Genomic DNA, 19,595 nt, shown 5'->3' with positions numbered 1-19,595 from the left:
GAACGATCCTGGTCCCAGACTGACGCGCGCGACCGCGGGGCGACACCGCCGGACGTCCTGAACCCCGTGGCCTTCCGGCACTCGCGCCGGCCCCGGAAGTGTCCTTGGACCCTCGTGGCGCGGGTCCTCCGGCCCTGTGGCGGGCGTCCTGGGAGGTCTCATCCTGGCGGGGTAGGCCGGACAGAGAAGACCGAACATTTCGGTGCGGTCGTCTTCTGGAGGTGGACCATGAGCACGTGCTCGCCGAGACAGGCCATGGACGCGGCGGTCGAGGCCGGTCGATGGGCCCCTTCCGTGCACAACACCCAGCCGTGGACCTTCTCGGTCTCCGACGTGGAGATCGGGTTGAAGGCCGACACCGGCCGGCAGCTCAAGGCCGGTGACGTGACCGGGCGGGAGCTGGTGATCAGTTGTGGGGCGGCGCTGTTCACGATGTGCGTCGCGATGCGGTGCGCGGGGTTCGAGCCGGTCGTCCGGGTCCTGCCGGATCCCGATCGGCCCGGGTTGCTGGCGACGGTCCGGCCGGGCCGGGAGAGCGAGCCGGACGAGGTGACGCGGGTGCTCGCGGGCGAGATCGAGCGGCGTCACACGCATCGAGCGGGTTTCGCCGACGTCCCGGTCCCCGACCGGTTCGTGGAGTCGCTGGTGAGGGCGGCGATGGGTGAGGGGGTCAGGTTGACGCCCGTCCGGTCGGCGGAGGCGGTGGAGGTGCTGGCCGCGCTGACCCGGGCGGCGCAGGGCGTGCAGGAGCAGGATCAGCGGTTCGGCCTGGAGGTCGTGCGGTGGGCCAGGCCGCCGGGGAGCACGCGGGCCGACGGTGTGCCGGCCGGGAGCTACCCGCGCGAGGGCGCGCCGACGGAGGCGGTCTTCCCCCAGCGTCACTACGCGTGGCGGCAGGGCTGGGGCGCGCCGGGCGGCCAGGACGAGACGGCCGTCGGGGTGGTCGCCGTGCTGACCACACGGGCGGACGATCGGCGGGACTGGCTGGCCACGGGCCAGGCGCTGCAGCGGGTGCTGCTGCAGGCGTCGGCGCACGGGGTCAGCGCCGCCTTCCACACGCAGGCCCTGGAGCTGGAGCTGTTGCGGGAGTTCCTGCGGCTGGAGCTGTTCTCCGGGGAGCACCCGCAGATGATCATGCGGCTGGGGGTCACCTTCGAGGAGAAGGGCACGCCCCGGCGTCCGCTCTCCGACGTCCTGGAGTGAGCGCGGCGCCCTTCTAGAATCCGCAGGCATGGGGACTGACAGGCTGCGCCGCAAGCCGTACGAGAAGGAACTCCTCCGCCTCCAGGAAGAGCTGGTGGAGTTGCAGGAGTGGGTGCGGGCCGAGGGGCGGCGCGTCGTGGTGATCTTCGAGGGGCGCGACGCCGCGGGCAAGGGCAGCACGATCAAGCGGGTCACCGAGTACCTGAACCCGCGGGTGGCCAGGATCGCCGCGCTGCCCGTGCCGACCGACCGGCAGCGGTCGCAGTGGTACTTCCAGCGGTACGTCGAGCACCTGCCGGCCGCGGGGGAGATCGTGCTGTTCGACCGGAGCTGGTACAACCGGGCCGGGGTCGAGCGGGTGATGGGGTTCTGCACGCAGGAGGAGTACACGCGCTTCCTGCACCAATGTCCGATCTTCGAGAGGCTGCTGGTCGAGGACGGGATCCTGCTGCGCAAGTACTGGTTCTCGGTGAGCGACGCCGAGCAGGAGCGGCGCTTCCGCGAGCGGCTGGCGGACCCGATGCGCCGGTGGAAGTTGTCGGCGATGGACCTGGAGTCGATCACCAGGTGGGAGGAGTACTCCCGGGCCAAGGACGAGATGCTGGTGCACACCGACATCCCCGAGGCGCCCTGGTACGAGGTGGAGAGTGAGGACAAGCGGCGGGCCAGGATCAACATGATCGCGCACCTGCTGTCCACGATCCCCTACCGGCGGGTCGAGCGGGCGCCGCTGGAGATCCCGCCGCGACCACCCGCCACCGGCTACCGCCGCCCGCCGCGCCGCCCCGGAGGGTACGTCCCCGACGTCACGGCCGGCCTCTGAGCTCGGGCCGCCCGCCGGGGGGATACTCCGCCGATCAAGGAAATCCGGCGTACCGGACTTGATCCTCCCTTGTGGGGGAAAAGATGATTGGGTTTGCTTGTGTCCGGTGATCTGCTCGACGTCGTCCTGGTCGTTCTGGTGGTCGGGTTCGGCGTGGCGGGGTTCCGGCAGGGGTTCGTCGTCGGGGTGACGAGCTCGATCGGGTTCGTCGCCGGATGCGTGCTGGGCATCGCCGTCGCCCCCGCCGTGACCAACGCGCTCGTGACGGGCGACATCGCGCAGACGGCCTTCGCGGTCGTCATCGTGTTCCTGATCGCGCTGGCCGGCCAGTTCGCCGCGTCCACGCTGGGGGTGCGGTTACGCACGTACCTGCGCGGCGAACCGGCCCGGATCCTGGACTCCCTGGGCGGCGGGCTGGTCAACGCCACGTTCGTGCTGCTGGTCGCCTGGCTCGTGGGCAGCCTGCTGGTGTCCGGCCCGTGGACGCTGGTGGTGGAGCAGATCCGCGGCTCGGCGCTGCTGTCCACGCTCGACGCGGCGGCGCCCGAGGCGGCGCGGAACTGGCAGCGGCCCTTCAAGCGGTTCATCGACCGGTCCGACTTCCCGCCGGTGCTCGACACCATCGCCGGGATGAGCCCCGTCCGGGTGCCGCCGCCGGACGTGGCCGTGCTGCGCAGCCCGGCGCTGCGGCAGGCCAGGACGGGCATCCTGCAGGTCCAGGGGACCGCCTCCTCCTGTGGCAAGCGCATCACCGGCACCGGCTTCACGTACGCGCCCGACCACATCATGACCAACGCGCACGTCGTGGCCGGGGTGGACACGGACCTGCAGGTGGTCGACCACCAGCAGCGGCCGCACCCGGCGCAGGTCGTCTGGTACAACCCCCGGCGGGACGTCGCGGTCCTGTACGTCCCCGGCCTCGGGCTGCCCCCGCTCTCCTTCGACACCCGGGCCAGGGAGGGCCAGGACGCGCTGGTCGCCGGCTACCCGAACGGCGGCGGCTTCACGCCGGAGCCCGCCCGCGTCGCCGCGCGGCAGCGGGCCGGCAGCCCCGACATCTACCACGCCTCGCAGGTGACCAGGGACGTCTACCTGGTCCGGGGCAAGATCCAGCAGGGCAACTCCGGCGGCCCGCTGCTCGCCGTGGACGGCCGCGTGCTGGGCGTGATCTTCGCCGCCGTCGCCGGCCAGGTGGAGACCGGCTACGCGCTGACCGCCGGCGAGGTCGCGCCCGACGCCCGCCAGGCCGCCACGGCCACGAACCCCGTCAGCACCCAGAACTGCGACTGACCCCGGGCCCGCCCGCGCTCACCCCGGCCCGGACGGCAGCAGCGGGAGCGGGTCGAAGGCGTGCCCGGCCCACAACCGGCGCGACGCCTCCTCCGGGTACGCCGCCGTGCCCGGCTCGGTGTCGATGATCCAGGTCAGCCGCTCGCGCGGCTCGTACGCCGGCCAGCCCGGGTCTCCGGTCGCGGCGAAGGCGGTCCAGGCCGCCCGCACCCGGGCCGACAGCTCGGCGGCCTCCGGCGGCGGCTCCTGGCCGAGCAGCAGCCCGGCCGCGCCCGCGGTCAGGTTGCCGAACGTCAGCGGCAGGCCCAGCCCGTGGCACGCGCCGAGCATCCCGCCCATGCCGGGGGCCGGCCAGGTCAGCTCGTACAGGTGGGCCCGGCCGCGCCCGCCGTGGGCCTCGGCCAGCCGTACGGACGGCATCCGGAACAGCCAGTCGGAGTGGACCAGCTCGTACAGCCGCTCGTCGCCGGCCTCCGGGTGGGCGGCCCGGTAGGCCGCCGGGTCGGGGGCCAGCGCCCGCAGCGCGGCGGCCGCCTGCCCGGCGGTGACCTGGCCGAGCTCGCCGCCGAGCGCCATGAACAGCCGGTACTCGTCGCGGTTGTGCCCCACGAGCAGCTCCACCCCGCCTGCCGGCGACCGCCAGGGCGTCGCGGGCAGCACCTCGCCGTCCACGACCGGCGCGAACGGCGTGCGGACGTGCGCGGCCAGACCCCACCGCGGGCTGCCGGCCATCCTGGACGCCACCGCGTCACCGGCCTCGATGAGCCGTTCCGGCGGCAGGCACGCCAGCTCGCCCGCGTGCGGGGCCGCTCCCAGCTCGGCGGCCACCGCGGCGGCGAGATCGGCGGCCAGCTCGGGGGTGAAGAACAGGCCCGGCACGCTCTGCGCGATCGCCCGGCGGAACAGGCCGGCCGCGCCGGGCATCGTCATCAGCGCCGCGATGCTCCCGGCTCCGGCGGACTCGCCGAAGACGGTGACCCGGTCGGGGTCGCCGCCGAAGGCCGCCGCGTTCTCGCGCACCCAGCGCAGGGCGGCCACCTGGTCCAGCAGGCCGCGGTTGGCGGGCGCGCCGCGGAAGTGCCCGAAGCCCTCGGCGGAGACCCGGTAGTTGACGGTGACCACGACGACGCCGTCCCGGGCGAGCACGCCGCCGTCGAAGAGCGGGTCGCCGGACCAGCCGTACATGTAGCCGCCGCCGTGGATCCACACCATCACCGGCAGCCGGGTCGCGCCCAGGTCGGGGGTCCACACGTTGGCGGTCAGCCAGTTCCCGTCGGTGCCGGCGTCGCCGGCGGCGCCCAGCAGCCTGGACTGCGGCGGCGGCGGGCCGAATGCGGCGGCCTCGCGCACGCCGTCCCATGCCTCGGGCGGCGCCGGGGCGGCCAGCCGCAGGCCGCCCACCGGTGGGCGCGCGTACGGCACGCCGCGGAAGACGGCCACGCCGCCCTCGATCCGGCCGCGCAGCCGGCCCGTGCGCACGGTGACCTGCGGGTGAGCGGTTCCTGCGGCGCTCATGGCACGCTCCTCGTCCGGGGGACGGCTCCGACGGCCGTGCGCGGCCATCCTCACCCCGGACGCGGGGCGGCCGCATCCCGTTTTCGACGGCCGGGCCACGGCGCAGGCATGGGACGGCCAGGTGAGGGTATGCGGTCCGGATCTCCCACCCCGGAAGGAGCCGCCGGAATGTCTGACCGCATCGCCGATCCGTGGGGTTCGCGCACGCCGTACGGGCCGCGCGAGGACGGCAGCGCCGAAGACTGGCCGGTCCGGGTGGACGCCTGCCTGGCGGAGGGGCTGACCGAGCAGGACGTCGAGTCGTGGGCCCAGTCGGCGTCCGTGCTGCACTCCAACGGCGACGCGATGGACATCGCGGTCAAGGGCGGACGCATCGTCGGCGTGCGCGGCCGCGCCGTGGACCGGGTCAACCACGGCCGGCTCGACCCCAAGGACCTGTACGGCTGGCAGGCCAACAACAGCCCCGACCGGCTGCTGCGCCCGCTCGTCCGCGAGGGCGGCACGCTGGTGGAGAGCGACTGGGAGACGGCGATGAGCCGGATCGTGGCCCGGTCGAAGGAGCTGCTGCGGGGCCCCGGCGGATGGGGGCACTTCGGCTTCCACACCAGCGGGCAGCTCTTCCTGGAGGAGTACTACACGCTCGCCGTGCTCGGCAAGGCCGGCCTCGGCACCCCGCACATGGACGGCAACACCCGGCTGTGCACGGCCACGGCCGCCGCCGCGCTCAAGGCCAGCTTCGGCACCGACGGGCAGCCCGGTTCGTACACCGACATCGACCACTGCGACGCCATCGCGTTGTGGGGGCACAACGTCGCCGAGACCCAGGTGGTGTTGTGGGACCGGATGCTCGACCGCCGCCGCGGCCCGCGCCCGCCCGCGATGATCGCCGTCGATCCCCGGGCCACGCCCGTCGCCCGCGAGGCCGACGTGCACCTGCCGGTGCGCTCCGGCACGAACCTGGCCCTGATGAACGCCCTGATCCACCGGCTGATCGAGCGCGGCTGGCACGACCGTCGTTACGTCGAGGAGCACACGATCGGCTTCGAGCGGCTGTGCCGGGTGGTCGAGCAGTGCCCGCCGGAACGGGCGGCGGAGATCTGCGACGTGCCCGTGGCCCTGATCGAACAGGCCGCCGAGATCCTCGGCACCAGCGAGCGGCTGGTCTCCACCGTCCTGCAGGGCTTCTACCAGTCCAACCAGGCGACGGCCGCCGCCTGCCAGGTCAACAACATCCACCTGCTGCGCGGCATGCTGGGCCGTCCGGGGGCCGGGGTGCTGCAGATGAACGGCCAGCCCACCGCCCAGAACACCCGCGAGACCGGCGCCGACGGCGACCTGCCCGGCCTGCGCAACTGGGACAACCCCTCGCACATCCGCGAGCTGGCCGAGCTGTGGAACGTCGATCCGGCCGTCATCCCGCACTGGGCGCCGCCGACCCACGCCATGCAGGTCTTCCGGTACGCCGAGCAGGGGTCGGTCAAGCTGCTGTGGATCTCGGGCACGAACCCGGCGGTCTCGCTGCCCGACCTCGGCCGCGTCCGCCGCATCCTGGGCCGGGACGAGCTGTTCGTCGTGGTGCAGGACCTGTTCCGCACCGAGACCGCGGAGCTGGCCGACGTGGTGCTGCCGGCGGCGACGTGGGGGGAGAAGCCGGGCACCTTCACCAACGCCGACCGGACCGTGCACCTGTCGGAGAAGGCCGTGGAACCGCCCGGCGAGGCGCGGGCCGACCTGGACATCTTCCTCGACTACGCCCGCCGCATGGACTTCCGCGACCGCGACGGCAAGCCGCTGATCGGCTGGCACGACGCGGAGTCGGCGTTCGAGGCGTGGAAGGCGTGCTCGGCCGGGCGTCCCTGCGACTACACCGGCATCACGTACGAGAGCCTGCGCGGCGGCAGCGGCGTCCAGTGGCCGTGCCCGCCGGGCTCGGGCGGCACCGAGCGCCTGTACGGCGGCGGCCGCTTCAACACCGACCCGGACTACTGCGAGACCTACGGCCAGGACCTCGTCACCGGCGCCGAGCACACCCGCGAGCAGTACCTGGCCCAGGAGCCCGGCGGACGGGCCTTCCTGCGGGCCGCGGCCTACCACCCCTCGCCCGAGGTGACCGGCGACGACCTGCCGCTGCTGCTGACCACCGGCCGCACCGTGCACCAGTTCCACACCCGGACCAAGACCGGCCGCGTCCCGCGGCTCGACGCCGCCGCCCCCGAGCCGTGGGTGGAGCTCAACGCGGCCGACGCCGCCGGGCTCGGCATCGGCGATGGAGACCTGGTGCGGGTGGAGTCACCGCGCGGCCGGCTGGAGGCCCCGGCCCGGATCACCGGCATCCGGCGGGGCGTGGTGTTCGTGCCGTTCCACTACGGCTACTGGGACCTGGAGCCGGGAGCGGCCCCCCGGGCGGCCAACGAGGTCACGAACACGACCTGGGACCCCGTCTCCAAGCAACCGATCTACAAGGTCACCGCGGTCCGGGTGACCGGAGCGGGAGGATGACCGTGCTGCTGGCGCACTACCTGGGGCTGCTGCACCGATCGGAGGAGGAGCTGGCGTCGGCCTACCGCGAGGTCGCCGCGGCCCACGGCGACGAGCCGGACGTGGTGCACATCTGCCGGCGGCTCGCCGAGCAGTGCGACGAGCACGTACGGCGGCTGCGGCCGTTCGTGGAACGCTACTCCGAGGACGCCCCCGACGAGCCGGAGCGGCTGCACTCGACGCTCTTCTCCGGCTCCCGCGGCGGCGGCCTCGGCCTGCTGCGCGACCTGCACGACCTCTACCTCATGGCCGCCGAGTGCGACGTCTGCTGGACGCTGATCGGCCAGGCCGCGCAGGGCGCCCGCGACGAGCCGCTGCTGGCGGCGGTCCGCGACTGCGAGGACGAGACCGCCACCCAGATGACCTGGGCTCGCGGCCGGATGAAGCAGGCGGCCCCCCAGACGCTGGTCGTCGCCTCGGCGTAGCGCCCGGCCCGGCGATCAGCCGTCGAAGACGATCAGCTGGCGCAGGGCGGCGCCGTCGGCGAGCTGGTCCATCGCCTCGTTGACGGCCGCCAGGCCGATCCGCGCCGAGACCAGCCGCTCCACCGGCAGCCGGCCCTCGCGCCACATCCGGGCGAACACCGGGATGTCGCGGGCGGGCAGCGCCGAGCCCAGGTAGCTGCCGATGATGCTGCGCCCGCCGGCCACCAGCGCCAGCGGCGAGATCGAGGCGCGGGCGCCGGGCGCGGGCAGGCCCACGCTGACGGTGCGGCCGCCGGGGGCCGTCGCGGTCACCGCGGTCTCGAACGCCCGCGCGCTGCCCGCCGCCTCCACCACGACGTCCGCCTCGCCGGGCAGCTCGTCCGGGCCGTACACCTCGTGCGCGCCCAGCTCGCGGGCGGTGGCGAGCTTGGCCGGGTTGGCGTCCACGCCGATCACCCGGACGTCGTCGAGGGCCAGCGCGGTGAGCAGCGCCGCCATGCCCACGCCGCCCAGCCCGACGACCGTGACCGTCTGCCCGGGGCGCGGCCGGCCGGCGTTGAGCACGGCGCCGCCGCCGGTCAGCACGGCGCAGCCGAGCAGGGCGGCGACCTCGGCCGGCACGTCGGGATCGACCGGGACGACCGAGCGCCGGTCGACCACCACGTGCGTGGCGAACGCCGACACGCCGAGGTGGTGCAGCACCGCGGCGCCGTCCCTGTGCTGGCGGACCGCGCCGCTCAGCAGGGTGCCGTCGTTGTTGGCGGCGCTGCCCGGCAGGCAGGGCGTCAGGCCCTCGGTGGCGCAGCCGGCGCAGCCGCCGCACCTGGGCAGGAAGGTCATCACGACGCGCCGCCCGGGGGCGAGGTCGTCGACGCCCGGCCCGGTCCGCTCCACCACGCCCGCCGCCTCGTGGCCGAGCAGCATGGGCACGGGACGCACCCGGTTGCCGTCCACCACCGACAGGTCGGAGTGGCACACGCCGGCCACCTCCACCCGCACCAGCAGCTCGCCCGGCCCCGGCGGATCGAGTTCGAGGTCGCAGACCGTCAGGGGCCGCGACTCCGCGTAGGGCCGGGACCGGCCGATCTCCTCCAGGACCGCGCCGCGAATGCGCATCAGTTCGCCCTTCTTCGTGTCGAGAGGTTGGCCAGCAGCACCCCGCAGCCGCCCAGGACGAGCCCGGTCACGGCGAGCGGGGGCAGCGGCTGCCCGGCCAGCGACCAGGCCAGGACGGCGGTCACGGCCGGGGTCAGGAAGAACACCGTGCTCACCCGGCTGGCCGGGGAGCGCAGCAACATCCGGTTGAGCAGGATGAACGCCGCGATGGAGTTGACCAGCGCCATCCAGCCGACCGACAGCCCGAACGCCGTCCAGTCCGACACCCGGACCGGGCCGAGCGCCAGGCAGGCCAGCCCGGCGGCGGGGGCACTGACCAGCAGCTGCACCGCGGTGCCGCTCAGCGCGTCCATGCGGGGGGCGTACCGCTGCTGGTAGAGGGTGCCCGCGCTGAGCCCGGCCAGCCCCAGCAGGCACAGCGCCACCCCGGACGCGGACAGGCTGACCCGGTCGGCCACCGCCAGGACCACCCCGGCCAGGCCGAGCGCGAACCCGGCCCACTGCCCGGCGCCGACCCGCTCGCCCAGCACCCGGCCGACCAGCAGGATGACCACCGGGTTCAGCCCCTGCACCAGGGACACGACCGCGGCCGGCAGGCCCGCGCCGAGCGCGCTGTAGAAGGCGCCGAACTGCACGGCCTGGATCAGCAGCCCGGCCACGGCCACGTGCGCCAGGTCCCGCCCCCGGGGCCACGGCACCCGCCTGACCAGCGCGTACGCCCCCAGCAACACCCCGGCGACGGCGAACCTGCCGAACATCAGCAACAACGGCGGCGCCGCCCTGACCCCCGGGATGCCCGCGATGAACGCGCTGCTCCACAGGACGACGAACACCCCGGGCGCCACCGGCCACCGCCTCCCGGCGCGCCGGACGGGCGCCGTGGCGGCGGCGGTCTCCCGCACGCGGGCAGGCGTCATCGCAAGGTCCTTCCGGATGAAGACGGATCAGGAGGCGCGCAGGGCCGAGCGGCGCAGCCCCCACAGCTCCTCGTCGGAGGTGCACACGCCGACGGCCCCGTGCCGCAGCGCCTCCACCACGTCGTCCGCGCTCTGCACGAACCCCGCGGCCAGGCACGGCACGCCGACCGCCCGCACCTGCCGCTCGACGTGCCGCAACACCATGGCCGGCATGAGCTGCACCAGGTCGGGCCGCGACCGGGTGATGGACTGCAGGCTGCGCCGCAGGTTCGACCGGTCGGTGACGAACACCTTCTGCATGGTCAGCAGCCCGAGCCCGGTGGCCCGCTCGATCATCGCCTGCCGCGTGGAGACGACCCCGACCGCGCCGATGCCCTGCAGGTACGCCAGCGCCCCGGGATCGTGCCCCAGGCCGGGGGTCGAGTCGATGTTGACGAATGCGATCTTCCGGGCGGCCACCGTGCGCTGGACCGTGGCCGCCAGGTCGCCGAGCGGGATCGAGGCCAGGATGCCGATCGGCGTGGCGGAGGAGGTGAACCGCTCGACCATCTCCACCCCCACCAGCGACGCGGCGACGGGATGCTCGGCGAGGGCGGCGAGCAGGCGCTGATCCAGCGGACCCTTGTGTCGAGAGTTCACCGCATCCACCTTAGTGCGCCGTGTTTTCGAAGGACGCGGGCAGCCCCAGCTTGCCGGGGTTCATGATGCCCCGCGGGTCCAGCGCCTGCTTGACCGCCACCAGCGTGGGGTAGCCGCTGCCCAGCGCGTCCCGCATGTACGGCGAGCGCAGCAGGCCGACGCCGTGGTGGTGGCTGATCGCCGCGCCGTGCCTGACGAGCACCTCGGCGGCGGCGTCCCAGGCGGCCCGGTACCAGGCGCGCCGCTGGTCGCGTTCGACGTCGCCGCGCAGCGAGAAGTACAGGCACGCGCCGTCGGTGTAGGCGTGCGACTGGTGGGCCGAGGCGCGCAGGGTGCCGGGGACGGCCTCGATGGCGGCCACGACCTCGTCGTACAGGGCGGGCAGCGCGGCCCACGGCCCGGCGATCTCGCAGGTGTCGGAGACGAACCCCGGCCCCCGGACGAAACCGTCGGCGGCCTTGCCGACGATCATGCGCTCGTCCAGCCAGCGGGCGAAGACGGCCGCGCCGTCCAGCTTCACCGACGCGCGCTCGGCGCAGACCTCGTCGGCGATCTTCATGACGGCGTCGACCAGCACCGGGTCGCCCTCGTCGGCGACGAGCAGCAGGTTGGTGCCGGGCTCGCCGAAGTGGGTGCCGCTCTCGTGCGCGTCGTACAGGCGCAGCGCGGCCGGGGTGGCGCCGCGCTGCAGGATCTCCCGGCACGCGTCGAGCCCGGCGGCGAAGGTGTCGAAGCCGTAGGCGATGCCCACCGCGTAGTCGGGCAGCCGGTGCGTACGCAGCCGCAGCCGGGTGATGACGCCGAGCGTGCCCTCCGAGCCGATGAACAGCTGCCGCAGGTCGGGGCCCACCGCGGCGCGCGGGTAGGTGCCGTAGCTGGCGGTGGTGCCGTCGGGCAGCACCACGTCCAGCCCGACCACCATGTCCTCGATCTTGCCGTAGCGGGTGGAGAGCTGGCCCGCGCCGCGGCAGGCGGCCCAGCCGCCGACGGTGGAGATGGCGAACGCCGACGGCCAGTGGCCGGTGGTGGCGCCGTGCGTCTCCTGCAGCTCCTTCTCGAACAGGTCGCCGAACATGCCCGCCTGCACCTCGACGATCATGGACTCGGCGTCGAAGGACAGGATGCGGTTGAGCCGGCACACGTCCAGCACGACGCCGCCGTGCACGGGCAGCGCGGCGCCCAGCACGTTGCTGCGCCCGGCCGAGACGGTCAGCGGGATGCGGTGCTCGTGGCAGATCCGCACCACGGCGGCCACCTGCTCCTCCGCGTCCACCTCGACGACGACCGCCTCCGGGGTGGCCGGACGGCCGTCGGTCTCGCCGATGGAGGTGCCCGCCCACCAGTCGCGGGTGCGCAGGATCACCTCGTCCCGGTCGGTGTGCACGGCGGCGCCGAGCGCGCGCAGCTCCGCCACCACGCTCTCGGGGACCGGCACGACCTGGCCCTGCAGGCTGGCCGGGCCCTTCCCCGGCGGGCAGTCGGCGGCCCAGCGCGGCGGCGTGGGCGCGCCCACGACGTAGTCGCCGCGGTTGAACGGGTGGGTGACGGTCTGCCTGCTGATCATGAAAGTCCCTCCATCAGAACGCTCTTCTCGCGGTCCACGCCGCGCACGTAGTCCTCGACCTGCCGGGCCACCTCGTCGTCGGAGAGGCCGAGCTCGCGCTGGAGCAGCCGGCCAACCTCCGGAGCCGCCTCGACCGACAGGTCGCGGGCGAAGACCCGCATCCGGGTGCGCCGCGACAGCACGTCGTCCACGTTCCTGGCCAGCTCGCAGCGGGCCGCGTAGACCACCTCGGCCCGCAGGTACTCGCTGCCCTCGACGACCGGCCCGGCCAGCGACGGGTCCTCGGTGATCAGGTCGGCGACGAACCTGGCCTCGGTGCCGTACCGCTCGCCCAGGTGGGCGCCGAGCCCGCCGGTCGCGGTGGTCGCCTCGGCGTCGTAGCCCGCGCCGCCGAGCAGCGGCAGCCGCGCGGTGCGGCAGCGGGCCTTGCGGCCGAGCACCTTCAGCGCCTCGTCCACGGCCAGCTCGCCCATGTGCCTGCTGGTGGTCAGCTTGCCGCCGGTGACCGTGACCAGGCCGAAGCCGTCGGTGATGATCCGGTGGTCGCGGCTCATGTCGAGCGTGGCGCCCTCCTTCTCGCCGACCAGCGGGCGCAGCCCGGCGATCGAGCCGATCACGTCGTCCGGGGTGAGGTCGGCGTCGAAGGCGGTGTTGGCGCCGTCGAGCAGGTACTGCATCTCCTCGCGGGTGCACAGCACCTCGTCGGGCGAGCCGTCGTAGTCGGTGTCGGTGGTGCCGACCACGACCACGTCGCCCCAGCGGGTGCAGGTGGCGCGGCGGGCCCGGCCGGGCACCGGGACGGTCACCGTGCCGTCCACCGGCAGCCGCGTCCATGGCACCACGATGTGCACGCCCTTGGCCGGACGCACCCGCGGCCGGTGTCCCGGGTCGGACAGCGCGTCCAGGGTGTCGGTCCACACACCGGTGGCGTTGACGACGACCCCGGCGCGCACCTCGACCGTGCGGCCGTCCACCTCGACGCGGGCGCCGCGCACCCGGCCGCCCTCCTTGACCAGCTCGCGGCAGGTGGCGCCGTTCAGCACGGTGGCGCCGAAGTGGGCGGCGGTCCTGGCGATGGTCAGGGTCAGGCGGGCGTCGTCGGTGCGGCTGTCGTAGTAGAGCAGGCCGCCCTTGAGCCGGTCGGCGCGCAGCCGCGGCGCCCTGGCCAGCACCTCGGCCACACTGAGCCGCTGGTGCAGCCGGCCGATGCGCCAGCCGCCCGCCAGGTCGTAGGTCCACAGCAGGCCCTCGAAGGCCTTGGCGATGCGGGCGTCGAAGACGCCGTCCTGGGCGAGGATCGGCAGCACGAACGGCAGCCGCCGCACCAGGTGGGGCGCGTTGCGGCGGAACCGCTGGCGCTCCAGCAGCGAGCGGCGCACCAGCGGCAGGTTGCCCTGCTCGATGTAGCGCAGGCCGCCGTGGACCATCTTGGAGGACTTGGAGGAGGTGCCCGAGGCGAAGTCGTCGCGTTCCACCAGCGCCACGCTGAGGCCGCGGGTGGCGGCGTCCAGCGCGGCGTAGCAGCCGGTCACGCCGCCGCCGACGACGAGCACGTCCACCGGCCGCGCGGTCAGCCGCTCGATCTGCGCCTGACGGTCCAGCCGCAGCGGGGTGCGCCGGATGGCGCTCCTGGTCTCCGATCTGGGCTTGCGTTCTGGAAGCCGGATCACGAGGGGGATTCCTCCTGTTGGTACGAGATGTGCCGGGAGAGCAGGTCACGCCAGGCGGCGCGGGCCTCCTCGCGGGCGGCGTCGGGCAACGTGGGCTCGAAGACGGGGACGTCGCCGAGCCCGGCGAGGGCGGCGGGCAGGTCGGGCCAGAGCCCCGCACGCACGCCCCCGAGGTAGGCGGCGCCGCGCAGGCTGGCCGTCTCGTTGGCGCGGGCGCGGCGGACCGGCCGCCCGACGAGGTCGGCCTGGCTCGCCATCAGCACGTCGCTGCTGGCCAGGCCGCCGCCGCAGAACAGATCGGTGACCGGCGCGCCGAGCGCCTGCTCCACCCCGTCCAGCAGGTCGCACACCGAGTGCGCGATGCCCTCCAGGACGCCCCGGGCCAGCTCGGCCCGGGTGGTGGACAGGCTGAGCCCGGTCAGGACGCCGGTGGCCTCGGGCGACCAGACCGGGGTGCGCATCCCGGCCAGCGCGGGCAGGAAACGCACCCGGCTCGGCCCGGGATGCTCGCGGGCCAGCGCGGTCAGCTGGGCGGGGGAGTCGAACAGCCCGATCTCCTCGCACAACCAGCGCACCGCCGAGCCGGTCGTGGCGGCGTAGCCCTCCAGGCTGAACACCGCCGCGCCGCGCGAACGCCAGCCGACCAGCGTCAGCACCCCCGGCACCGCCCGGCGATGCGCGGGCGGCCGGTCGCCGGCCACGGCGTCCAGGAACGTTCCCGTGCCGTGCACGCACATCGCCTGGCCCGGCCGGTGCGCGCCGAGCGCGATCATCGCGGCGTGCTGGTCGCCCATCACCGACAACACCGGCAGCCGCACGCCCAGCACCGACGGGTCGGTGTGGCCGTAGTCGCCGTCCTCATCCAGGATCTGCGGCAGCACGTCGCGGGGGCAGCCGAGGAAGTCCCGCCACGGCTCGTACCAGTCGCCGGTGCGCAGGTCGTAGGCGCCGGCGGCGACCGCGTTGGTGGCGGACATGACGTGCCGCGCGCCGCCGGTCAGCCGCCAGACCAGCCAGGTGTCGACCGATCCGAAGGCCACCCGTCCCGCCTCGTGCGCCCGGCGTACGGCCGGGTCGTCGCGCAGCACGTCGGCGGCCCACAGCAGCGGCGCGCGCGAGCCGACCGGCCGGCCGGTGTGCTCGACCAGGCGGGTGTCCCAGCCGGGCTCCCATTGGCGCAGCCGGGCGGCGTAGCGGCGGTCCTGCCAGACCACGGCGGGGGTGAGCGGCTCGCCGGTGACGGTGTCCCACAGCAGCACGGTGGCGCGCTGGGTGGCGATCGACACGCCGGTGACCTCGACGTCGTGCGCCCGCGCCCACTCCAGGGCCTGCGCGCAGACCTCGGCGGTCTTCGCCCAGATCTCCATGGCGTCCTGCTCGACCCGCAGATGGTCGGGGGAGTGGACCGAGATGGGCCGGTAGGCGGGCGGGGCCGCCGAGCCGTCGTCCAGGACGACCGCGGCGCGCGTGCCCGTGGTGCCCTCGTCGACGCTGAGGATCCCCCGTCGGGTGGGGCCGGTCATCGGCGCTCGTCCCTCTTCCGCAGCGCGATCTCCTCCTCCTCCAGGTTGACCGCCACGCGGGTGGGGTCCCACTTGATCAGCAGGCAGGTGACCAGGCCGACCAGCGGCACCACCGACAGCACCATGAGGCTGGCGCCGACCCCGATGCCCGCCTGCAACTGCGGGAACAGGTACAGGCCGGCGACCGAGCCGAGGCTGCCGAGCATGCCGGTCACGCCGGTGCCCAGGGTGCGGATGTCGCTGCGGTAGGACAGTGCGGCGATCGACTTGCCGTTCGGGCCGGGCCCGGCGGAGTGGAAGAAGATGAACAGCACGGGCAGCAGCGCGGCCAGCGCGACCGGCAGCTCCTTGAACGTCGCGCCCATCACCAGCAGCGCCACGAACACCACCGCGTACCCGGCCATCGAGCTGACCCGCAGGCCGAGGCGGCGGCCCGTGTAGGCCGCGAGGCAGCCGCCGACGATGCCGACCGCGTTGAACGCCATCGACCCGATCGTGGCCTTCTCGAACTCCTTGCCGAACAGCTCCAGGCTGATCACCGGCAGGTACCAGCCGACCGCGAAGTACTGCATGGCCTGGGTGAGCGAGATGACCGTGGACAACACCGTGCGCGGCAGGTACGGCCTGCGGAACAGCACGCCCGCGTCACCGAACCCCACCTGCCGCCCCTGCTCGGCCGGGCCGCCGTCCCGCCCGGCGTCCTCCTGGACGGCGAAGCCGTACATGCGGCGCAGGGCCGCGGCGGAGTCGCGCAGCCGGCCCTTGGCGGCCAGCCACGTCGGGCTCTCCACCAGGAAAGCGAGTTGCAGGACCAGCAGCACGACGGCGAAGACGGCCGAGGAGCCCACCGACCAGCGCCAGATGTCCGCGCCCACGTCGAAACGGTAGAACACCAGCGTGAGCAGCAGGTTCGTGGTGGTGGCGGTGTACCAGACGCCTTGCCAGAAGTTGAGCCTGCCCTTGAGCGCGGACGGCGTGTACTCGGCCAGCAGCGCCATGGCCACCGCGAAGTCGATGCCGTACGCGATGCCGACCAGGCCGCGGCCGGCGAAGACGGTCTGGAAGTCGGAGCCGGCGGCGGTCAGCAGCGCGCCGAGCGCGAACACCACCTTGGTCAGCAGCAGCGGCTTGACCCGGCCGATCCGGGCGGCCAGCCAGCCGCCGAACGGGTTGGAGATGATGGCGATGGCCGGCGCCATGGCGGTGAGCACGCCCACCTGGCCCGGCGACAGGCCGAGCTGCTTGACCATGGGGGACAGGCCGGCGCCCAGGGCCGCGTTGGAGTAGGCGTCCAGGAACAGGCCCGCCAGGGCGAGGAACCAGATCCAGTTGGCCCGGCCGGCCAGCCTCGTCAGGGTGTTGATGACGTCGGCCGCGTCTCCGGCGTTGCGGATCAGCGTGACCGAGGTGTTCTGCACGGGGGCGTCGCTCATGCCCAGCCGCCTTTCAGGGGGGTGTGATCCCTTGCCAGCGGTCTGGATACGACAAAGGCACAGACGAAGACCACTGACAGGGATCTCTTCGTCTGTGCCTGCCGATTGACGGGACACTATGTGCCGGTTGTCCGGTATGTCAAGCGGTCGCGGTCGTATCGCCGCAGCTCGCACGCCCTGCCCGGCGGACCGGCCGGTCAGGAGAACCTGATCTCCCAGCAGCCGCGGGTGCACGACCACTTGCCCGCGGCTTTCACGCACGCGCGGAACTTGCGGCCCGCCGGGGCGTCCACCGCGTACGACGTGACGCTGCGGCGTCCGCCGCCTCTGACCACCGCGTGGCAGGCGTGGTAGGTGCGCCCCCGTCGTCGGTCCAGTCGATGGAGACGCGGTCGCCGGAGCGCAGGCTGGTGCCCCACGCCCACCACACGTCCCGGCCGCGGTAGACGCCGCCGGCCTCGTACAGGTAGACCATGCCGCGGCGGCCCTTCGCCTTCCTGGTGCGGTGCCAGGTGTTCCTGGGCACGTCCCGGCTCACCCGCAGCCGCGCGCCGCCTTGCTGCGGAATCGTGTGATCGCAACGTAGGGGCGCCGGTGCCGAGGATCCGTTGAGCCCGTGTCGACCTCCGCCGGGGTCCGCGCCGCCGCTGGTCAGGCGCCCGGAGGCGCCGGGGTCCGGTCCAGGTCGGCGCGGACGATGCCGTACATCACGCCGTCACGCCACTCGCCGGCGCGGAAGCCGCCGCCGCGCAGCACGCCCTCCCGGACGAAACCGGCCTTCTCCAGCGCCCGCTGCTCGGCCACGTTGCCGAGCTCGGTGGTCGCCTGCACCCGGTTGACCGGCGAGTGGTCGAACAGGTAGCGCGCCAGCAGCCGCTGCGCCCGCGTCCCGTGCCCCTTGCCGCGGAAGCCGGGTGCCACGATGAGGCCCATCTCCCAGCAGTACGACACCCGGGAGGTGAGCTGCCTGCGCCACGACACGAGGCCCGCCCGGTCCTCGCCGGAGGCGATCACGAGCATGCCGCCGTCCTCGCCGAGCATCCCGTTCTCGTCCCAGAGGCGGCGCAGGCGGTGGGGGTCCTGCCAGCCGTACCACTGGTACTCGCCGCTGCTGTCCGGGTCGCCGATCAGCCGGGTCAGGAACGCCAGGTCGTCCTCCCGGACGGCGCGCAGTTCGATCGTCATGATCGCGACACTATGTGACGGACGTGACGTCGGCGCGGGCCCGGTGTCCGGCCCGCAGCGCCAGGGCCAGCGCCGCCAGCAGCGCCGCGCCCACGAACGGCGGCCACGACAGCCCGGACGGCGGCCCGAACGTCCCACCCGCCCCCATGCGGTCGAGCACCGCGGCCACCGCGAGCGCGGGCAGCGCCTGGGCCGCTCCCGAGACGAGCGCGAGGACGGCGAGCCAGGCGACCCGCGCCGCGTTGCCGCGGCGGTACGGCTCGCCCTCGAACACCGACGTCAGCAGCCCTCCGACCAGGAGGGCGGCGACGAGCGCGCACAGGCCGCCCACCAGCACGTCCGCCCGGAAGAGCACCTGCTCGGCCGCCGTCGAGTCCCAGACCCGCAGCGGCAGCTCCCCGTCTCCCAGGGAGAGGCCGCGGGGCAGCTTCACCCTGCTCAGCCCGAGCCGGTCGGCGGCCTCCAGGCGGGGGACGACGCGAACGACCATTCCCCCGCCGGCCTGCGTGGCGCCGTTGACGGCGTAGGCGACCCCCCACACCCCCGCGACGGCCCCGGCGAACCTGACCACGTAGAGGGCCAGCCGCACGAACAGACGATCCATGGACGCTCCAAGGAGACGGACCGATGGTTGTTCATCATGCCCGCCGGAACGGCCCCGCGTACAGACGGCCCAGGGTCACTCGCAGGTCTTGTCCTCCGGGCTGCAGAACCTGACCTCGGGGACGTCGGCCGACGGTTCGTCCAGCGGAGGCCGGGGCTGACCGCGCAGGTGCCGGTCGAGGAAGGCCGTGACGTAGGCGCGGGTGACGCCGAGTGCGCGGGCGCCGGGCACGGTGGCGCCGTCCTCGGTGCCGACCTGGTCCATCAGGACGCCCAGGTCGGTGAAGGACGTGTGCGCGGCCCCCGTCAGCAGCAGCCAGCGCTTCCATCCGGTCAGCCGCGCCCAGACGCGCTCCCACGTGGCGGCCGGCTCGCCCGTGCCCGGCGTGTACGTGGCGGGCTTGCCCAGGAACAGGAACGGCCGGGACGTCCCGGCCTCCGGGAGCGTCGTCTCCGCCGGCAGGACCGCGCCGCGCGGGTCAGCCGGCGGGCGGGGCGGAAGCGGGGTCTCGGCCGTGTGCAGGCCGACGCTGATTGGACTCTCCCCCACGGGGAGACCCCACGCTATGGGGATTCCACCCAGATCTACCCGGAGGATCCATGACCCCGCGACTGGTCCACTGTCATCCCGTCACCTGTCTCAACGTCACGGGCATGGGAGAGCCCGGCGGCGCCGAGCACCTGTCGGCCATCGGCGCCCTGCACGCCGTGGCCTCCGCCATGGGCGGCGCCGCCGGGCCGCTGGAGGGGCGGTGGTGGGTGGAGGACACTTCGCTGCCGCCGCTGGAGACCCCGCGCGACCAGTGGCGGTGGCACCTGCTGCTGCCGTTGCCCGGGATGCCCGAGCCGGGGGCGGCCGAGGCGGCGCGTGAGCGGGCCCGCCCGTCGGGGGCCGCCGTGGACCGGGTCCAGGTCGTCACCTTCACCGAGGGCGAGTGCGTGGAGCTGCTGCACGAGGGGCCCTACAGCGAGGAGAAGAGGTCGCTGGAGGTGATGGAGGCGTTCATGGCCGAGCACGGGCTGGTGCCCAACGGGCTGCACCACGAGATCTACCTGACCGAGTTCACCGACCCCGACCCGAAGACGCTGCTCAGGCAGCCGGTCGCCCCCCGGCCGGAGGCGGCGGCTCACCGGTAGACGGCCAGAGGGCA

Annotated in this window: 18 protein-coding genes; 6 read left to right on the top strand and 12 right to left on the bottom strand. The window is 74.1% G+C overall.

The window, feature by feature from the left end; genetic code table 11:
- Window positions 1–228: 228 nt before the first annotated feature.
- The 3 genes from AB0J46_RS21730 to AB0J46_RS21720 all read left to right on the top strand — a co-directional run bounded on the left by AB0J46_RS21730 (window position 229) and on the right by AB0J46_RS21720 (window position 3,316).
- A complete protein-coding gene (locus AB0J46_RS21730) occupies window positions 229–1,203 on the top strand; it encodes a nitroreductase family protein (protein ID WP_364334583.1) in 975 nt (324 codons plus the stop codon).
- A gap of 28 nt (window positions 1,204–1,231) precedes the next feature.
- Window positions 1,232–2,026: a polyphosphate kinase 2 gene (gene ppk2 / locus AB0J46_RS21725; protein ID WP_364334580.1), complete on the top strand. Its 795-nt coding sequence runs from the start codon at window positions 1,232–1,234 to the stop codon at window positions 2,024–2,026.
- A gap of 99 nt (window positions 2,027–2,125) precedes the next feature.
- Complete coding sequence (locus tag AB0J46_RS21720) at window positions 2,126–3,316, top strand: MarP family serine protease (RefSeq protein ID WP_364334577.1); 1,191 nt, start codon at window positions 2,126–2,128, stop codon at window positions 3,314–3,316.
- A gap of 18 nt (window positions 3,317–3,334) precedes the next feature.
- Here AB0J46_RS21720 and AB0J46_RS21715 read toward each other — a convergent pair whose 3' ends face one another.
- Window positions 3,335–4,831, bottom strand: coding sequence for a carboxylesterase family protein (locus tag AB0J46_RS21715; protein ID WP_364334574.1), 1,497 nt, complete (start codon window positions 4,829–4,831; stop codon window positions 3,335–3,337).
- Window positions 4,832–4,999: 168 nt separating this feature from the next.
- Here AB0J46_RS21715 and AB0J46_RS21710 point away from each other — a divergent pair, with 168 nt between their 5' ends.
- Window positions 5,000–7,330 (top strand): molybdopterin oxidoreductase family protein, encoded by a 2,331-nt coding sequence (locus tag AB0J46_RS21710; RefSeq protein WP_364334571.1) that lies wholly within the window; start codon window positions 5,000–5,002, stop codon window positions 7,328–7,330.
- The gene (locus AB0J46_RS21705) at window positions 7,327–7,794 is read left to right on the top strand and encodes a hypothetical protein (RefSeq protein ID WP_364334568.1); all 468 of its coding nucleotides are present in this window, start codon (window positions 7,327–7,329) and stop codon (window positions 7,792–7,794) included. The genes AB0J46_RS21710 and AB0J46_RS21705 overlap by 4 nt, the downstream gene beginning before the upstream one ends.
- Before the next feature lie 15 nt (window positions 7,795–7,809).
- On the opposite strand, the gene AB0J46_RS21700 is transcribed toward AB0J46_RS21705, so the two are convergent.
- The 11 genes from AB0J46_RS21700 to AB0J46_RS21650 form a co-directional block, all read right to left on the bottom strand.
- Window positions 7,810–8,910 carry an alcohol dehydrogenase catalytic domain-containing protein gene (locus tag AB0J46_RS21700; protein WP_364334565.1) on the bottom strand — a complete coding sequence of 367 codons (1,101 nt, stop codon included), beginning with the start codon at window positions 8,908–8,910 and terminating at the stop codon, window positions 7,810–7,812.
- Complete coding sequence (locus tag AB0J46_RS21695) at window positions 8,910–9,827, bottom strand: DMT family transporter (RefSeq protein WP_364334562.1); 918 nt, start codon at window positions 9,825–9,827, stop codon at window positions 8,910–8,912. Before AB0J46_RS21695 ends, AB0J46_RS21700 begins: the two co-directional genes overlap by 1 nt.
- A gap of 27 nt (window positions 9,828–9,854) precedes the next feature.
- A complete protein-coding gene (locus AB0J46_RS21690) occupies window positions 9,855–10,466 on the bottom strand; it encodes a glycerol-3-phosphate responsive antiterminator (RefSeq protein WP_364334559.1) in 612 nt (203 codons plus the stop codon).
- Between the two features lie 10 nt (window positions 10,467–10,476).
- On the bottom strand, window positions 10,477–12,030 hold the full coding sequence (locus AB0J46_RS21685; protein ID WP_364334556.1) for an FAD-binding oxidoreductase: 1,554 nt from the start codon (window positions 12,028–12,030) through the stop codon (window positions 10,477–10,479).
- Entirely contained in the window at window positions 12,027–13,700 is a 1,674-nt protein-coding gene (locus AB0J46_RS21680) for a glycerol-3-phosphate dehydrogenase/oxidase (protein ID WP_364334553.1), read from the bottom strand. Before AB0J46_RS21680 ends, AB0J46_RS21685 begins: the two co-directional genes overlap by 4 nt.
- Entirely contained in the window at window positions 13,697–15,223 is a 1,527-nt protein-coding gene (locus AB0J46_RS21675) for an FGGY family carbohydrate kinase (protein WP_364334550.1), read from the bottom strand. The genes AB0J46_RS21680 and AB0J46_RS21675 overlap by 4 nt, the downstream gene beginning before the upstream one ends.
- Window positions 15,220–16,656 carry an MFS transporter gene (locus tag AB0J46_RS21670; RefSeq protein ID WP_364334547.1) on the bottom strand — a complete coding sequence of 479 codons (1,437 nt, stop codon included), beginning with the start codon at window positions 16,654–16,656 and terminating at the stop codon, window positions 15,220–15,222. The genes AB0J46_RS21675 and AB0J46_RS21670 overlap by 4 nt, the downstream gene beginning before the upstream one ends.
- Before the next feature lie 253 nt (window positions 16,657–16,909).
- The gene (locus AB0J46_RS21665; RefSeq protein WP_364334544.1) at window positions 16,910–17,182 is read right to left on the bottom strand and encodes a hypothetical protein; all 273 of its coding nucleotides are present in this window, start codon (window positions 17,180–17,182) and stop codon (window positions 16,910–16,912) included.
- A 125-nt stretch (window positions 17,183–17,307) separates the two neighbouring features.
- Window positions 17,308–17,841 carry a GNAT family protein gene (locus AB0J46_RS21660; protein WP_364334541.1) on the bottom strand — a complete coding sequence of 178 codons (534 nt, stop codon included), beginning with the start codon at window positions 17,839–17,841 and terminating at the stop codon, window positions 17,308–17,310.
- A gap of 10 nt (window positions 17,842–17,851) precedes the next feature.
- Window positions 17,852–18,445, bottom strand: a complete 594-nt coding sequence (locus AB0J46_RS21655) for a hypothetical protein (RefSeq protein ID WP_364334538.1) — start codon at window positions 18,443–18,445, stop codon at window positions 17,852–17,854.
- Between the two features lie 75 nt (window positions 18,446–18,520).
- On the bottom strand, window positions 18,521–18,994 hold the full coding sequence (locus AB0J46_RS21650; protein WP_364334535.1) for a hypothetical protein: 474 nt from the start codon (window positions 18,992–18,994) through the stop codon (window positions 18,521–18,523).
- A 50-nt stretch (window positions 18,995–19,044) separates the two neighbouring features.
- Between AB0J46_RS21650 and AB0J46_RS21645 the strand changes: the two genes are divergently transcribed.
- Window positions 19,045–19,581 carry a hypothetical protein gene (locus AB0J46_RS21645; RefSeq protein WP_364334532.1) on the top strand — a complete coding sequence of 179 codons (537 nt, stop codon included), beginning with the start codon at window positions 19,045–19,047 and terminating at the stop codon, window positions 19,579–19,581.
- The last annotated feature ends 14 nt before the right edge of the window (window positions 19,582–19,595 follow it).

Origin of the sequence: Nonomuraea sp. NPDC049758, from assembly GCF_040674635.1 — a bacterium.
Taxonomy (GTDB): Bacteria; Actinomycetota; Actinomycetes; order Streptosporangiales; family Streptosporangiaceae; genus Nonomuraea.
The sequence above is the reverse complement of the archived record's forward strand: the minus strand, read 5'-3'. Positions and strand labels throughout refer to the sequence as shown.

Bases quoted from the DNA above. Each gene is read 5' to 3' on its own strand.
- AB0J46_RS21730 (WP_364334583.1), top strand. From the start codon at position 229: ATGAGCACGTGCTCGCCGAGACAGGCCATGGACGCGGCGGTCGAGGCC.
- ppk2 (WP_364334580.1), top strand. From the start codon at position 1,232: ATGGGGACTGACAGGCTGCGCCGCAAGCCGTACGAGAAGGAACTCCTC.
- AB0J46_RS21715 (WP_364334574.1), bottom strand. From the start codon at position 4,831: ATGAGCGCCGCAGGAACCGCTCACCCGCAGGTCACCGTGCGCACGGGC.
- AB0J46_RS21710 (WP_364334571.1), top strand. From the start codon at position 5,000: ATGTCTGACCGCATCGCCGATCCGTGGGGTTCGCGCACGCCGTACGGG.
- AB0J46_RS21705 (WP_364334568.1), top strand. From the start codon at position 7,327: ATGACCGTGCTGCTGGCGCACTACCTGGGGCTGCTGCACCGATCGGAG.
- AB0J46_RS21700 (WP_364334565.1), bottom strand. From the start codon at position 8,910: ATGCGCATTCGCGGCGCGGTCCTGGAGGAGATCGGCCGGTCCCGGCCC.
- AB0J46_RS21695 (WP_364334562.1), bottom strand. From the start codon at position 9,827: ATGACGCCTGCCCGCGTGCGGGAGACCGCCGCCGCCACGGCGCCCGTC.
- AB0J46_RS21685 (WP_364334556.1), bottom strand. From the start codon at position 12,030: ATGATCAGCAGGCAGACCGTCACCCACCCGTTCAACCGCGGCGACTAC.
- AB0J46_RS21675 (WP_364334550.1), bottom strand. From the start codon at position 15,223: ATGACCGGCCCCACCCGACGGGGGATCCTCAGCGTCGACGAGGGCACC.
- AB0J46_RS21670 (WP_364334547.1), bottom strand. From the start codon at position 16,656: ATGAGCGACGCCCCCGTGCAGAACACCTCGGTCACGCTGATCCGCAAC.
- AB0J46_RS21660 (WP_364334541.1), bottom strand. From the start codon at position 17,841: ATGACGATCGAACTGCGCGCCGTCCGGGAGGACGACCTGGCGTTCCTG.
- AB0J46_RS21655 (WP_364334538.1), bottom strand. From the start codon at position 18,445: ATGGATCGTCTGTTCGTGCGGCTGGCCCTCTACGTGGTCAGGTTCGCC.
- AB0J46_RS21645 (WP_364334532.1), top strand. From the start codon at position 19,045: ATGACCCCGCGACTGGTCCACTGTCATCCCGTCACCTGTCTCAACGTC.